The sequence below is a fragment of the Azonexus sp. GW821-FHT04F04 genome, from assembly GCF_059420025.1.
Window position 1 is genome coordinate 61,127 of sequence record NZ_JBWKSX010000007.1, and the last position, 14,169, is coordinate 75,295.

A 14,169-nucleotide genomic window follows, 5' to 3' on the forward strand; every position below is an offset into this window, starting at 1 on the left:
TGTGCGGGGATTTTCAGCTGGCGCGATCAACGATTGGTTGTCGCAAGTATAGATAGCTAGTAGTCAGCTACCGCTTTGTCGTACGGCGCGTTCCGGGGCGCGCGGGTTTTCCTGCGTCACCTGCGGATATCCGACCTGCCATTGCCCGCGTTGAATCTGCTTGTTCAAGCCAGATCAAGGTGTCGATGTAGCTCATGAATCCCTGCAGGTAGTCCGGCGCAATGTCGCGCATGCGTTCCAGGCTGCGCAGGACGAGGTGCTGGGAGTTAATGGGGCCGGCGTTTTCCGGGGCCTGGGCCAGGGTCTGGGTGAGTTGTTGCTCAGTGCTGAGCTTGGACCACTCGTTGCGGAAGATGGCGACGGACTTGAGTTCCGGGCCTTGCTGGCGGGGCTCCGCCGATGCGGTTTTCGATTTTGGGCGATTTTTCCGGTTGACCGTGGAAGCCTCGTTGGCGGGCGGCGTGGCGTCCTGCTGGCCGTGGGCTTGTCCGCTGATGTAGGCGAGGAGGTCGGCGAGCGGGCTGGAGTGGCTTGTCTCGGTGCTCTCGGCTGGCGCCGGGGTTGGGCGGCTGGCCAGTTCATACATGGCGGCGCTGATTCTGGCCTTGAGCAATTGGCGGATGGCTTCCGGTTGCGTGGCGGCACGGCGACTTAGTGCTTCGAGGTAGGCAAAACGTACCGGGTCGCGGTCGGCGGCGCCGCTAGTGCGCAGGGCGCTGATTTGAGCCGGGATGTCATCCGTTGCGCCCATGTCGCCCGTTTCAGCCATTGGCGTCCTTGCCGTTGGTCCGCGACTTGGGCACTGGCGCCATTTCGACGCGGCGGTTGCGGGCGCGGCCATCGGCATCGGCGTTGTCAGCGACCGGCTGTTGCGCCCCGAAGGCAGCGGCGAAGATGGACGACGAGGGCACGCCGTCATCGATCAGCGTGCGCGTTACGGTCAGGGCGCGCTGGGCCGAGAGTTCCCAGTTGTCGGCGAACCGGCTGTTGCTGCCGCGCACCGGCATGTCGTCGGTGAAGCCGCTGACCATGAGCATCTGTTCGCTGGCGCCGAGGTAGGCGGCGATGGGCTGGGAGAGGCTCTTGAGCAACTGCTTGCCTTCCGGCTGCAATTGGTCGGAATTGAGAGCGAAGAGCACGTTGCCACTGATGCCGATCTTGCCGTTGTTGAGTGTCACGCGGCCGGAGGCGAGCGGGCCGGCCAAGGCCTTCTCGAGCGCTTCGCGGCGCTGTTCTTCCTGCTGGCGTTTCTGGATTTCGGCTTCGAGGCTGGTGACCAGTTCGAGTTGCACGCCGAGTACGCCGACCAGAATGAGCACGAAGGCGCCGAGCAGGCCGGCCATGAGGTCGCCGAAAACGGCCCAGACGGGCGTGCCGTGGTCGACGCTGGCGTCGATGTCTTCCACGCTCATGCCTCGCTAGCGGCGACGCGCTGCAGGTCGTCGACCATCTTCTTCTGCGACATGATGCTGAGGTCGATGATTTCGCGGGCCTGGGCGACGTAGTAGGCAAGCTGCTCGTCGCTGCGCGTCAGCGACTTGGTCAGCCCGCCTTCGATGCGTTGCAGGGCGGCCATCATCTTGTCGTTCGATTCGGCGAAGAGTTTCACCGCGGCGCCGAAAGCCTCGCCCAGGCTGGCGACTTCAAGCGCGCCGCCGGTGATGCTGGTGCCGATGTCGACGAGCTTGCCGGCTTCGCTCTCGACCTTGGCGGCGAACTGGCTGCCGGCGCGTTCGAGCAGGTCGGCCGACGAGGCGACCAGCGCGTCGATAGCGCTGCGCTGCTCGGTCGAGGCGTGGTTGATGGCGTCGAGCAGGGCGCCCAGCGTTTCCATGATGCGGCTGCGCTCTTCGAGCAGGCTGTTGTCGCGCGCCATGCTCGCCGACAGTTCGTGGCGCAGCTGGCCGATGACTTCGGCCGCCGCCTTGGGCGCTTCGGCGGCAGTCTGCATGAGGCGGGTGACTTCAGCGATGGTCGTTTCGGCCTGGCGCTGATGGGTGGCAACGAGGTCGCGGGCGGTGTCGCCCAACGTCTGCGTGATCTTTTCCTGCTGCGCCAGCGTGGCGTCCCCGGCATGCTGCCATTGCGCTTCGAGCTTGCCGGCCATGGCGGCAAGAGCATCGGTGAAGCTGGCCTGGCGGGTTTGTTCGCCGGTCGCCCAATCGCGTTGCCAATCAGCCTGCGTGGCGCGCATGTCGGCGAGCAGCGCAGCGGTACGTTGCGCGAAGGTGTCGGCGAGGCTGGTTTGCGTCTGTTCCAGCGCTTGCGTCAGGCGGTCGCTGGCCTGTTCGTGTTTGGCGAGGGCGCCGGTCCAGGTCTCGGACACGGTCTGCACGGCGCCATCGAAACGCTGGGCGATGCCGTCGAGCTGGCTGGCCACCTGCCCGCTGATCGCTGCCTGCTGGGCCTGCGTGGTTTGGGCGAAGGTGGCGTGGCTGGCGTCGATGGACGTCAGCAGCGCCTGCGTGCGTTCGCCGAAGGTGTCGGCGACCTGGCTGACGGCCTGATCGAGGCGGGTGGTGACGCCGTCGAACTGGCTGGCCAGCGTGGCGGCTAGTTGTTGCTGGCTGGCGGCGGTGGTTTCGGCCAATGCGGCGTGCTGTTGTGCGGCATCGGTCTGCACCTTGGCCTGGGTGGTTTCGACCGAGGCGAGCAGGGCGGCGGAGCGCTGCTCGAAGGTCTCGGCGTAGGCGGTGAGCGCGGTTTGCAGGTGCTGGTGCTGGGTGTCGGTGGCCTGTTCGTGACGGGTCAGGGCCTGCGTCCAGGTGTCGCTGACGGTGGTCACGGTTTGCGCGAACTGGCCGGCGATGCCCGCCAGCTGCGTTTCGACGGTGCCGAACAGCTTGTCGTGCAGGCCGCGCGTTTCGTTGGCGATACCGGCCATGGTGGCGGTAACGACGGGCTGGATGGTTTCGGCCGCCACCGTCGCGCTGTCGCGCAGGCTGGCCTTGAGCGACTGGTCGACGGATTGGGCGAGATCGGTGTACAGGCCCTTGGCTTCTTCGTGGAAGCGTTGCTGACCGGCTGCCAACTGCTCGCCAAGCAGGCGGTTCTGTTCGGCCATCTGGCTCATCATGGCGTCGAGCTTGCCGACCAGTTCGGGCAGCGCCTGGGACTGGGCCTGCAGGGCCTTGAAGGTTTCCTGGCGCTGGTAGGTGAGCGAGAAATCGCGCAGCACGCTGGCGATTTTGCTGTCGAGCAACTGCCCGACTTGCAGGCGGTCGCGCCGGCACAGCGCCGAGATCAGGCCGAGCATGGCCGAGGTGGCGACGCCGGCCACCGAGGTGCCGAAGGCGACGCCTAGGCCCTTGACCGGTGCGGCCAGCGCCGAGCGGATGGTTTGCAGGTCGGTCGTGCTTTCCAGCGCCAGCACGGCGCCGTTCAGCGTGACGACCATGCCGAGGAAGGTGCCGAGCATGCCGAGCAAAACCAGCAGGCCGACGAGGTAGGGCGTGATACCTGGGCCGGGCAGGGCGACGCGCTCGCCTTCGATGCGCAGGCGGACGGCGTTTTGCAGCGCAGCCGGCACCAGTTGCAGCCATTCGCCGAGGTAGCCGATGTCGTCCGGGATGTTGCCCAGCGCCTTGGCCAGCGCCGTGGTGTTGTCGTGGAAACGCCTCATTTCGAGGGCGCCAGCGACGTAGACCGTAGCAATGAGGCAAGACACGCTGAAGGCGAGTGTATGGCCGCCGATGTAGCCGATGGCGACCCAGACGACGGCAAACAGGCCGAGGATGAAGGCGAAGAGACTGAGATTGCGGTTCATTGTGGCTTTGTTTCCTTGATTTCGGCCGAGCTGCCGAGGGCGGCGATCAGGCCGGCGACGGGCTTGAGGCGCAGTTCCAGTTCGGCGAGCAGCGCCGTCCGGGCGTCGTGGCAGAAGGCTTCGAGCCAGCTGCCCGGCTGCGTCCAGGTGGTCGGATCGTCGGTGGCGCCGTTGGCAAATTCGTCGGCCAGCGCGGCGCGGTGTTCGGCGTAGCGCTGGTCAAAGCGCTTGCCGAGCATGATCGGGATGTTCGATAGCAGGTTGCGTTCGCGCACGCTCAGGAATTTCTCGAAAGCGGCGTCGAGGTCGGCCAGTTGCTTGCCAGCTGCCGACTGGCCGGCCAGCGCCTTGCGGGCATTGGCGCGCAGGGCCGTGATGGCGGAATTCATGTCGCGCTGGTGGGCGAGGTAATAGCGGTGGTAGGGCGAGAAATCGGCGGCGCTTTCCGGTGTGGCGTTGGGCAAGGGCGTCGGGAACGGGATGCGCGCCGGGGTGTCGGAATCCGTGCTGAAAACGCCGTCGTTGTGGATTGAATCGTACAGATTGCGGCGGACGCGGGCCAATTGGGCCGGCAAGTCGCTGTTGGCCGAAGCGATGGACGTGCCGCTACCGGCCTCGGTGTTGAGGACCGAAAACAGCGTCAGCGCATCCGAAAAGTCCAGCCACTGCCCGAGCCGTTCGCCGAAATCGTATTTCGGATCAGGGACTTCCGGGAGGGTGTCGGACAGGACGCGGACGAGGGCAGAGCGATTGAAAGTGGCGCGTTGAAATTCACGCGTCATGATCATGACCTGGTTCGACGTCGAAAGGGGTGGCAAGGCTACTACAACTTTGCGACGCGGTCAGCGGTCCGCGTTTGCCCTTGTGCGAGCAGCGCTGCCGACGGAAGGCGTCGAGCGTCCGCACGAGGCGCGTGATTTGGGTGGCATGGCGAATTTCAATTTTGGCCATTTTTTCCGGTTGACCGTGGAATTCCGGGGTTTTCACCGCCCCCGCAGTCGCGTTGTATTGCTGATTAGCCGCCGAGAGGAGGGCCGGGCTCGGGTATAATTTCGCCCTTTCCGCTACCGCCGAATTCATCCCATGGCCGACATTCTTTGCCTCAAGGGCGACGCCGCCTTTTCCGCCTTCCGTCTGCAACGCTTGACCAACCGCTTGACGGCAGCCGTCGCCGACATCGAAGCCGTGGTGGCCGATTACTGGCATGTCGTGGCGCAAAAGCGCGCCCTGAATGCCGACGAGCGCGCCAAGCTGGCGACGCTGCTGGAAGAGAAGGCGGCTGGCAGCGATGCCGGCGAACTGTTCCTCGTCGCCCCGCGCATTGGCACCATTTCGCCGTGGTCGTCGAAGGCCACCGACATCGCCTGGAACTGTGACCTCGACGCCATCGAGCGCATCGAACGCGTCATCGCCTTCCACGTCGTGGTCAAGAACAACCGCGCGCTGAGCGCCGACGAGAAGAAAACTGTCGCCGGCCTGCTGCACGATCGCATGACCGAATCGGTGCTGTCCGGCTTCGACGCCGCCGACGAACTATTCCGCCATTTCGAGCCGAAGCCGCTCAATACCGTCGACGTGCTGGGTGGCGGCAAGGCCGCTTTGATCGACGCCAATGGTTCGCTCGGTCTGGCGCTGTCCGACGACGAAATCGACTACCTGCTCGACGTCTTCACCAAGGCCGGCCGCAACCCGACCGACGTCGAACTGATGATGTTCGCCCAGGCCAATTCCGAACACTGCCGCCACAAGATTTTCAACGCCTCGTGGGTGATCGACGGCCAGGCCAAGGACAAGACCCTGTTCGGCATGATCCGCGAAACCCACGCCGCCGCGCCGCAGGGCACGATCATGGCCTACGCCGACAACGCCTCGATCATCGAGGGCGCCACCATCCAGCGTTTCTACCCGGATGCCGACCGTGGCTACAGCTACAAGGAAGAGCTGACCCACATCCTGACCAAGGTCGAGACGCACAACCACCCGACCGCGATTTCGCCCTTCCCGGGCGCGTCGACCGGTAGCGGCGGCGAAATCCGCGACGAAGGTGCCACCGGCAAGGGCTCCAAGCCGAAGGCAGGCCTCTGCGGTTTCTCGGTCTCCAACCTGAACCTGCCCGATGCGCCGCAGCCCTGGGAACACGCCTACGGCCGCCCATCGCGCATCGCCTCGGCCCTCGACATCATGCTCGAAGGCCCGATCGGTGCCGCTGCCTTCAACAACGAATTCGGCCGCCCGAACCTGACCGGCTATTTCCGCACCTACGAGCAGGATGTCGCCGGCACGGTGCGCGGCTACCACAAGCCGATCATGATCGCCGGCGGCCTCGGTTCCATCCAGGCCGAACAATCGTTCAAGGAAGAAACCTTCCCGGTCGGCACGAAATTCATCCAGCTCGGCGGCCCCGGGATGCTGATCGGCTTGGGCGGCGGTGCTGCCTCGTCGATGACGGCTGGCTCCAACGCCGAAGACCTCGATTTCGCCTCGGTGCAGCGCGGTAACCCGGAAATCCAGCGCCGTGCTCAGGAGGTCATCGACCGCTGCTGGCAGATGGGCAAGAACAATCCGATTTTGTCGGTGCACGACGTTGGTGCCGGTGGCGTTTCCAACGCCCTGCCGGAATTGGCCCATTCGGGCGGCGTCGGCGCTATTTTCGATCTGCGCAAGGTGCCGACTGAAGAGCCGGGCATGTCGCCGGCCGAAATCTGGTCCAACGAGTCGCAGGAACGTTACGTGCTGGCCATTCCGCCGAACCGCATCGCCGAATTCCAGGCCATGTGTGAGCGCGAGCGCTGCCCGTTTGCCGTGGTTGGCGAAGCGACCGGCGACGGCCACCTGACCGTCACCGATGCCCATTTCGGCGTCAATCCGGTCGACATGGAAATGGAAGCGCTGCTCGGCAAGCCGCCGCGCATGACCCGCGACGTCAAGCATGAGCCGGAAACCTTCGTATCCTTCGACGCGACAGCTATCGAACTCAAGGATGCCGCCTACCGCCTGATGCGTTTGCCGACCATCGCCGACAAGACCTTCCTGATCTCCATCGGCGACCGCTCGGTCGGCGGCATGACGGCGCGCGACCAGATGGTCGGCCCGTGGCAGGTGCCGGTGGCCGACGTCGCCGTGACGACGATGGGCTACCAGGGTTACCTCGGCGAAGCCTTCGCCATGGGCGAGCGCACGCCGCTCGCCGTGTTCGATGCGCCGGCTTCCGGCCGCATGGCCATCGGTGAAGCGCTGACCAACCTGGCCGCTGCCGATGTCGGCGAACTGGGCAAGGTCAAGCTCTCGGCCAACTGGATGGCGCCGTGTGGCGTTGCTGGTGAAGATGCCCGCCTGTTCGATACCGTCGAAGCCGTCTCTGACCTGTGCAAGGCGATTGGCGTGTCGATTCCGGTCGGCAAGGATTCGCTGTCGATGCGCACCGCCTGGGAAGATGGCGGCATCAAGAAGCAGGTCGTGTCGCCGCTGTCGCTGGTCGTCACCTCGTTTGCTGCGGTCGACGACGTGCGCAAGACGAAAACGCCGTTGCTCGCCGTCGATCAGGGCGAAACCGAACTGTTGCTGCTTGACCTCGGCCAGAACCGTCTCGGCGGCTCCTGTCTGGCCCAGGTGTACAACGCCACCGGCAGCGATGCGCCGGACGTCGATGAACCGGCCAAGCTCAAGGGCCTGTTCGATGCTGTGCAGAAACTCAATCGTGACGGTCTGCTGCTCGCCTACCACGACCGTTCCGACGGTGGCCTGTTCGTCGCTGCCTGCGAAATGGCCTTCGCCACGCGCCGCGGCGTTTCGCTTGATCTCGACGGACTCTGCTACGACGCCGGCGCCGGCGATGTCGATGGTTCGGAGAAGCTGACCAACCTGCTGGCTGGCCGCGATTTCGAAAATATCGTCCGCGCGCTGTTCAACGAAGAACTCGGCGCCCTGATCCAGATCCGCCGCGCCGACCGCGAAAAGGTCACGCCGATCCTGCGCGCCCTGCGTGTGCCTTACCATTTCGTCGGCCACATGAACGAGTGGGACGAAATCCGCGTCACCCGCAACGCCAAGCGCGTGCTGCGTGAAAAGCGTGTCGACCTGCAGCGTGCCTGGTCCGAGACCAGCTACCAGATGCAGGCCATGCGCGACAACCCGAGCTGCGCCCAGCAGGAATTCGACCGTATTCTCGACCTCGCCGATCCCGGCCTGACGCCGAAGCTGACCTTTGATCTGCAGGACGATTTCACCAAGGTTTACCGTGAACTCGGCAGCAAGCCGCGCATCGCCATCCTGCGCGAGCAGGGCGTCAACAGCCATTACGAAATGGCCGCTGCCTTCGACAACGCCGGCTTTGCCTCGGTCGACGTCCATATGAGCGACATTCTGGCCGGCCGCGTCAGCCTCAAGGACTTCAAGGGTCTGGTCGCCTGTGGCGGCTTCTCCTACGGCGACGTGCTCGGCGCCGGCTTGGGCTGGGCACGGACTATTCTCATGCACGATGGTTGCCGTGACGAATTTGCTGCCTTCTTCAACCGCAAGGACACCTTCGCTCTTGGCGTCTGCAACGGTTGCCAGATGATGAGCGCGCTCAAGTCCATCATCCCCGGTGCCGAACACTGGCCGGCTTTCCGCCGCAACAAGGTCGAGCAGTTCGAAGCGCGTTTCGTGATGACCGAAATCCTCGATTCGCCGTCGATCTTCTTCGCCGGCATGGAAGGCTCGCAAGTGCCGATCGTCGTCTCGCACGGCGAAGGTCGCGCTGTCTTCGATAACGCCGATGATCAGAGCAAGGTGCAGTCCGCCGTGCGCTACGTCGACAACAAGGGCGAACCGACCGAGGTCTATCCGTACAACCCGAACGGTTCGCCGAACGGTCTGACCGCGGTGACCACGGCTGACGGCCGGTTCACGATCATGATGCCGCACCCGGAACGTGTCTTCCGCACCGTGCAGATGTCGTGGCATCCGGAAAACTGGCTTGAAGGTGAAGGCGATTCACCATGGATGCGCATGTTCCGCAACGCGCGGCGCTGGGTTGGTTAAGCGACCGGAAAAACAGAAAAGGCGACCTGCGGGTCGCCTTTCTTTTTTCACAGACCTACATTGTTAAATTACAATATACGCAATCACTTATAAATAGTGGTTGCCAAATGAATTCCAATGGAGGAGCAAACACATGATCAAAAAAGCATTGCTGGGTGCGGTAATTGTTGCTGTTTCGATGGGGGCCATCGCAGAGGAGAAAGAATTGCTGCGCATCATCGGCGAGGACAAGCAGTTCGTCGTGCAGACCAAGAACGGGCCGTTCGTCATCACCCGCACGATGACGCCATGTGCCAAGAACAAGGGTTGGCTTCAGCCGCTGATTCCGGTTCCCGGCGTCCATCCGGTCACCGAGATCGAAATGCTGCATGCGATGAATGACAAGGATGCGCTGATCGTCGACATGCGTGAGCCAGATGACCGGATCAAAGGCACCATCCCCAACTCGTATCACATCCCCTACACCTTGGTTTCCGGCCGCATGGACGAGCTGGGCTGCACCAAGAAGGCCGGCAAGTGGGACTGCAGCAAGGCCAAGAAAGTCTATGCCTTCTGTAACGGCCCGGTCTGCCCACAGAGCCCGTCAGCCATCAACGCCATGGTTCGCGATGGTTTCCCGGCTGACAAGATTTACTACTACCGCGGCGGCATGCTCGACTGGGATGCGCTGGGCTTCCCGATCGTAAAGGATGATTTCTGATAACTTTTCAGCCCGCTTTTATCGGCTAACCGAACGGAACTCCACGGAGTTCCGTTTTTATTTTTGGCCATTTTTTCGGGTTGACCGTGGCAAGCCTGATTATTAACCAGGGGTTTGCCTGCTTTCAAATTCGTCCCGAACTTTTGTCCAATAACAAATACAGCGGTGCGTCCGCTGTCAGTGGATGACGACGCGGGCACTCCGTCGCCAGCACGCAGGCATCTGCAACTGCTCGACGTCCGGGCCGGTGGCGCCGAATATGGCCCTGGCCCGCTCCAGGCGAGCATGTTCGTCGTGGGAGATGCCGGCGATCAGATCGAACCATTGTTGAAGACGTTTCATGGGGGCGACTCCTTATGTTTGGCTGTATGGATAAACAGTGGTGCGCGTTCGAGTGCAGAATATCCGAAAGCTGTATGGATGTACAGTATTCGAGAAATCTTTTTTCCGCGGTAGGCTTTGGCTACCCAAAAGCATGAAAGGCACCCGAATGTCGCGCCCCAAGCCTGCCTGGTTGCCACCTGCCGGAACGCTGGCGACCTACCGCGGCCGCACCCGCAAGGCGACGCGTAATGTTCGCGTGGTGGCCGAGGCTTCGGCCGGGCGCATGGTGGTCGAGGCAATCGGCAAGCAGGGCGTTCCCGTTCGCTTGACCGTCAAGCGGGAAAACCTGCTGCCGATGGAACCGGATTTGTTCGACTGAGCTCCGTTAGCGAGTCGGCTTGAACTTCAGGCGCCGGATCAGGCCAGAGAACCATCCTCCTGGTTGCAGTCTCTCCAGTTGAATGCTGCTGTTGCCTATCCGTTCGACCAGGCTCAGGCCATTACGCGAAATCAGATAGCTTTGCCCGCTGCCGAGAAATACATCGTCGGGTTCGTTGGCGACGGTAATCCAGACCGTTCCGCGCAGGCAGCGGACACGGGTGCCTGCGGCGTCGTTGAGGCGGATGGGGCAGTCCGGCTGCAGGCCTATTTCCTCCGAAACCCGATAGCTGTTCATGGCGCTCTCCGCATTGTTCATGGAGAAATTTTAGGTTCCGGTTGGTGGGTGGTACAGTTGCAATGAATTTAAATTGTGACCAATACAGTTCGCTAAAATATGAACTGTACCGGTCGTAGCTGACGCGAACTGTATAGGTGCCCAATGGCTGAAGAACTGTTGCGCTATGAGCAACTGGCGGCGGAGTTAAGCGGCATGATCGCCAGCGGCGTGTTGAATCATGGCGACCGCCTGCCATCGGTGCGGCGCTTGTCCAGCCAGCGGCGGCTTTCCGTGTCGACCGTGGTCCAGGCACTACGCCTGCTGGAGGATCGCGGCCTGGTCGAAGCGCGGCCGCAGTCCGGGTTTTTTGTCCAGCGCGCCAAGGCCGCGCGCGCCGAGCCTGTGGTTCGCTCAACGCCGGAGGAGCCGAGCCCGGTCGATATTTCGCAAAGGCTGGTCAGCGTCTTGCGCGCCGGGGCGAGAAACGGCATCGCGCCGCTCGCCGCCGCCTTGCCGGCGCCCGAATTATTACCGGTCGCCGCGCTGCAGCGTTTGTACGCCGGTGTCGCGCGGCGCCATCCCAAGTTGCTCGAAGGCGGCAGTCACATCAATACCGACGAGCCGGCGCTGGTTCGCCAGCTGGTGCGTCGTTCGCTGGCCTGGGGCGGGCCACTGCCTGCCGAGGAGTTCGTCATCACGAATTCGTGTACCGAAGCGCTCGGCTTGTGTTTGCGGGCTGTGACGAAGCCCGGAGACACCGTGGCGGTCGAGTCGCCGGCCTACTATTTGATGCTGCAGTTGCTCGAAACGCTCGGCCTCAAGGCGCTGGAAATCCCGACCGATCCGCGCACCGGGATGTCGGTCGAAGCGCTCGACCTGGCGACGCGCAACGGCGGCATTGCCGCCTGCCTGATTGTCTCGAATGGCAGCAATCCGCTCGGCTGTGTCATGCCGGACGACAGAAAACGGCTGTTTTCGGCGTTGACCGCAGCAAGAGGCGTCGCGGTGATCGAAGACGACATCTACGGCGATCTCCACCTCGGCAGCGAACGGCCGTGGCCGATCAAGGCCTTCGACAAAGTTGGCAACGTCATGCTCTGCTCCTCATTCTCGAAAAGCCTGTCACCCGCCCTGCGCATTGGCTTTGTTGCGGCCGGTCGCTACCACTCGGCCATCGCCTTGCAAAAAACCATCACCAGCGGCGGCACCAATCCAATCACCCAGCATGTGCTGGCCGAATATCTGGAGTCCGGCGCCTATGAGCGTCATCTGCGCACCCTGCGCCGGGCATATACTCAGCAAGTTGAGGCGATGCGGCTTGCGGTCAGCCATTATTTTCCGGCGGCGACGCGCATCACCCAACCGCTGGGCGGCTACGTCCTGTGGGTCGAGTTGCCGGAAAACATCGACACCACACGCCTCTACCAAAGGGCCATCGGCGAAAACCTGGCCTACGTGCCGGGCGATCTGTTCTCGCCCAGCGGCATGTATCGCAACTGTCTGCGTCTCAATTGCGGCAACCCCCACACGCCGGCAATCGAAGACGCCGTGCGTCGCCTGGGAGCGATCTTTTCTGGCGCCTAAATCAACGGGAGGCCAAGAAAACTACGGTATCATTCGGCCTTTTGGGCAAGCTGGCTTTGCCTTTTTGAACGCATTCGAAGGATTTTTCTCCTCATGTTCGACGCAGTCCGCAACAACAAAAGAATCGTCCAGGTATTTCTGGCGCTGATCACGCTGCCGTTCGCCTTTTTCGGCGTTGATTCCTACATGCGCAGCGACGGCTCCGGCGGCGATGTGGCCACGATTGGCGACGTCAAGATTACCCAGCAACAGTTCCAGCAGACCCTCCGCGAACAGCAGGAGCGCCTGCGCACCCAGATGGGCGCTCAGTTCGACCCGAAGATGCTGGAAAACCCCGAAGCCCGCAAGGCGATTCTTGACGACCTGATCAACCAGCGCCTGCTCGTTATCGAGGCCAGCAAGAAAAACATGGTCGTTGGCGACAACGCCATACGCCAAGCCATCGGCGCGATCGAAGCTTTCAAGGTTGACGGCAAGTTCTCCGTCGAACGCTACGAAGCTGCGTTGCGTGCCCAGGGCATGTCGCCGGCCGGTTTCGAGGCGCAACTGCGCCAGGACTTGACGCTGCAGCAGCTGGCGGGTGCCATCGGTCAGTCCGGCGTGGTTTCCCGTTCCGTTGCCGATCGCGTACTGGCCATGCAGACCGAAAAGCGCGAGGTCATGGAATATCGCCTGAACCTCGATAGCTACCTCGGCAAGGTCAAGCTGGCTGACGATGCAGCCAAGAAGTTCTACGACGAGAACGCCAAACAGTTCGAAGTGCCCGAGCAAGCCAAGGCCGAGTACGTCGTGCTGTCGATGGAATCCATCGCCAGTCAGCTGGCCGTCAGCGAGGCCGAGATCAAGGCTTGGTACGACGGCCACAAGGATCGCTTCCTGCAACCGGAAGAGCGTCGCGCCAGCCACATCCTGATCGCCTCGGAAAAACTCGGCAAGGACAAGGCCAAAGCGAAGGCCGAAGAACTGCTTGCTGAAGTGCGCAAGAATCCGGCCGCCTTTGCCGATCTGGCCAAGAAGAACTCCGACGACCCGGGTTCAGCCTCCAAGGGCGGCGATCTCGGCTTCTTCGGGCGCGGCGCCATGGTCAAGTCGTTCGAAGACAGCACCATGAGCCTCAAGGAAGGTGAGATTTCCGGCGTCGTCGAGTCGGATTTCGGCTTCCACATCATCAAGCTGACCGGCATCCACGCCGCCAAGGAAAAACCGCTGGCTGACGTTCGAGGCGAAATCGAAGCCGAGTTGAAGAAGACTGCCGGATCCCGCAAGTTTGCCGAAGCGGCTGAAACCTTCAGCAACATGGTCTACGAACAGTCGGACAGCCTCAAGCCGGTTGCCGAGAAGTTCAAACTGACCGTCAAATCCTCCGATTGGCTTGCCCGCCAGGCCAACCCGGCCAATGGTGTGCTTGGCAACGAAAAACTGATGGCTGCGCTGTTCTCCGAAGATTCCGTCAAGAACCGGCGCAATACCGAAGCAGTTGAAATCGCCGCCAATACGCTGGTTGCTGCGCGCTTGGTCGATTACAAGCCGAAGGCATTGCAGCCGTTCGACAGCGTCAAGGCCAACATCGAAACCTTGCTCAAGAACAAGGAAGCACAGGTTCTGGCCAGCAAGGATGGCGAATCGCGTCTGGAAGCCTTGAAGAAGGGCGAGGACAAGCTGGCCTGGGGCGTAGCCAGGAGCGTATCGCGCATGGAAGCCCGCCAACTGCCGCCGCCTGTCGCGCAGTCCGTGTTTCGCATGGAAACCGGCAAGCTGCCTTCCTACTCCGGCGTCGAACTGCCGGGAACAGGTTATGCGCTGTTCAAGCTGACCAAGGTTCAGGCCGGGGAAAAGCTCGACGATGCCAGCAAGCAGGCGATGCTCAAGCAACTGGGCAATCTGGCCGCTCAGGAAGAAGTCCAGCTCTACTTGGCAGCCCTGCGTAGCCGCTACAAGGTGGAAGTCAATCAGGCCGCGTTGGAGTTGAAAGACAAATAACCAGCAGCGGTTTGTGTAAAAAAACGGGCTGCGGCCCGTTTTTTCGTTTGTGGATAGCTGTTGAGTTCAATCCCTGTAGGCAGTCCATAAGGGGGGTGCTATTCTCCTCAAGTAAATAGATGCTCACGGGAGGCG

At 62.4% G+C, this 14,169-nt stretch carries 12 protein-coding genes; 5 read left to right on the top strand and 7 right to left on the bottom strand.

Annotated elements, in window-relative coordinates; genetic code table 11:
- Positions 1-67: 67 nt before the first annotated feature.
- The 5 genes from AC07TV_RS14260 to AC07TV_RS14280 are packed head-to-tail and all read right to left on the bottom strand — an operon-like array spanning position 68 to position 4,846.
- Complete coding sequence (locus tag AC07TV_RS14260) at positions 68-769, bottom strand: DUF2894 domain-containing protein (RefSeq protein ID WP_494649039.1); 702 nt, start codon at positions 767-769, stop codon at positions 68-70.
- Positions 762-1,406, bottom strand: coding sequence for an OmpA family protein (locus AC07TV_RS14265; RefSeq protein ID WP_494649040.1), 645 nt, complete (start codon positions 1,404-1,406; stop codon positions 762-764). The genes AC07TV_RS14260 and AC07TV_RS14265 overlap by 8 nt, the downstream gene beginning before the upstream one ends.
- 2 nt (positions 1,407-1,408) lie before the next feature.
- A complete protein-coding gene (locus AC07TV_RS14270) occupies positions 1,409-3,766 on the bottom strand; it encodes a DUF802 domain-containing protein (protein WP_494649041.1) in 2,358 nt (785 codons plus the stop codon).
- Positions 3,763-4,548, bottom strand: a complete 786-nt coding sequence (locus tag AC07TV_RS14275; protein WP_494649043.1) for a DUF3348 domain-containing protein — start codon at positions 4,546-4,548, stop codon at positions 3,763-3,765. The genes AC07TV_RS14270 and AC07TV_RS14275 overlap by 4 nt, the downstream gene beginning before the upstream one ends.
- Positions 4,538-4,846: a hypothetical protein gene (locus AC07TV_RS14280; RefSeq protein WP_494649044.1), complete on the bottom strand. Its 309-nt coding sequence runs from the start codon at positions 4,844-4,846 to the stop codon at positions 4,538-4,540. Before AC07TV_RS14280 ends, AC07TV_RS14275 begins: the two co-directional genes overlap by 11 nt.
- 3 nt (positions 4,847-4,849) lie before the next feature.
- Here AC07TV_RS14280 and purL point away from each other — a divergent pair, with 3 nt between their 5' ends.
- Together purL and AC07TV_RS14290 are read left to right on the top strand one after the other, a co-directional pair.
- Entirely contained in the window at positions 4,850-8,788 is a 3,939-nt protein-coding gene (gene purL, locus AC07TV_RS14285; protein ID WP_494649045.1) for a phosphoribosylformylglycinamidine synthase, read from the top strand.
- 133 nt (positions 8,789-8,921) lie between these two features.
- Entirely contained in the window at positions 8,922-9,488 is a 567-nt protein-coding gene (locus tag AC07TV_RS14290; RefSeq protein WP_494649046.1) for a rhodanese-like domain-containing protein, read from the top strand.
- Between the two features lie 177 nt (positions 9,489-9,665).
- On the opposite strand, the gene AC07TV_RS14295 is transcribed toward AC07TV_RS14290, so the two are convergent.
- Positions 9,666-9,830 (bottom strand): hypothetical protein, encoded by a 165-nt coding sequence (locus AC07TV_RS14295; protein ID WP_494649047.1) that lies wholly within the window; start codon positions 9,828-9,830, stop codon positions 9,666-9,668.
- A 148-nt stretch (positions 9,831-9,978) separates the two neighbouring features.
- Between AC07TV_RS14295 and AC07TV_RS14300 the strand changes: the two genes are divergently transcribed.
- Positions 9,979-10,191, top strand: coding sequence for a hypothetical protein (locus AC07TV_RS14300; protein WP_226495164.1), 213 nt, complete (start codon positions 9,979-9,981; stop codon positions 10,189-10,191).
- A gap of 6 nt (positions 10,192-10,197) precedes the next feature.
- Here the strand turns inward: AC07TV_RS14300 and AC07TV_RS14305 are convergent, their stop codons facing one another.
- Positions 10,198-10,488, bottom strand: coding sequence for a DUF2917 domain-containing protein (locus AC07TV_RS14305; RefSeq protein ID WP_494649048.1), 291 nt, complete (start codon positions 10,486-10,488; stop codon positions 10,198-10,200).
- Positions 10,489-10,632: 144 nt separating this feature from the next.
- Here AC07TV_RS14305 and AC07TV_RS14310 point away from each other — a divergent pair, with 144 nt between their 5' ends.
- A complete protein-coding gene (locus tag AC07TV_RS14310) occupies positions 10,633-12,054 on the top strand; it encodes an aminotransferase-like domain-containing protein (RefSeq protein WP_494649049.1) in 1,422 nt (473 codons plus the stop codon).
- A 93-nt stretch (positions 12,055-12,147) separates the two neighbouring features.
- On the top strand, positions 12,148-14,034 hold the full coding sequence (locus AC07TV_RS14315) for a SurA N-terminal domain-containing protein (protein ID WP_494649050.1): 1,887 nt from the start codon (positions 12,148-12,150) through the stop codon (positions 14,032-14,034).
- Positions 14,035-14,169: the final 135 nt, after the last annotated feature.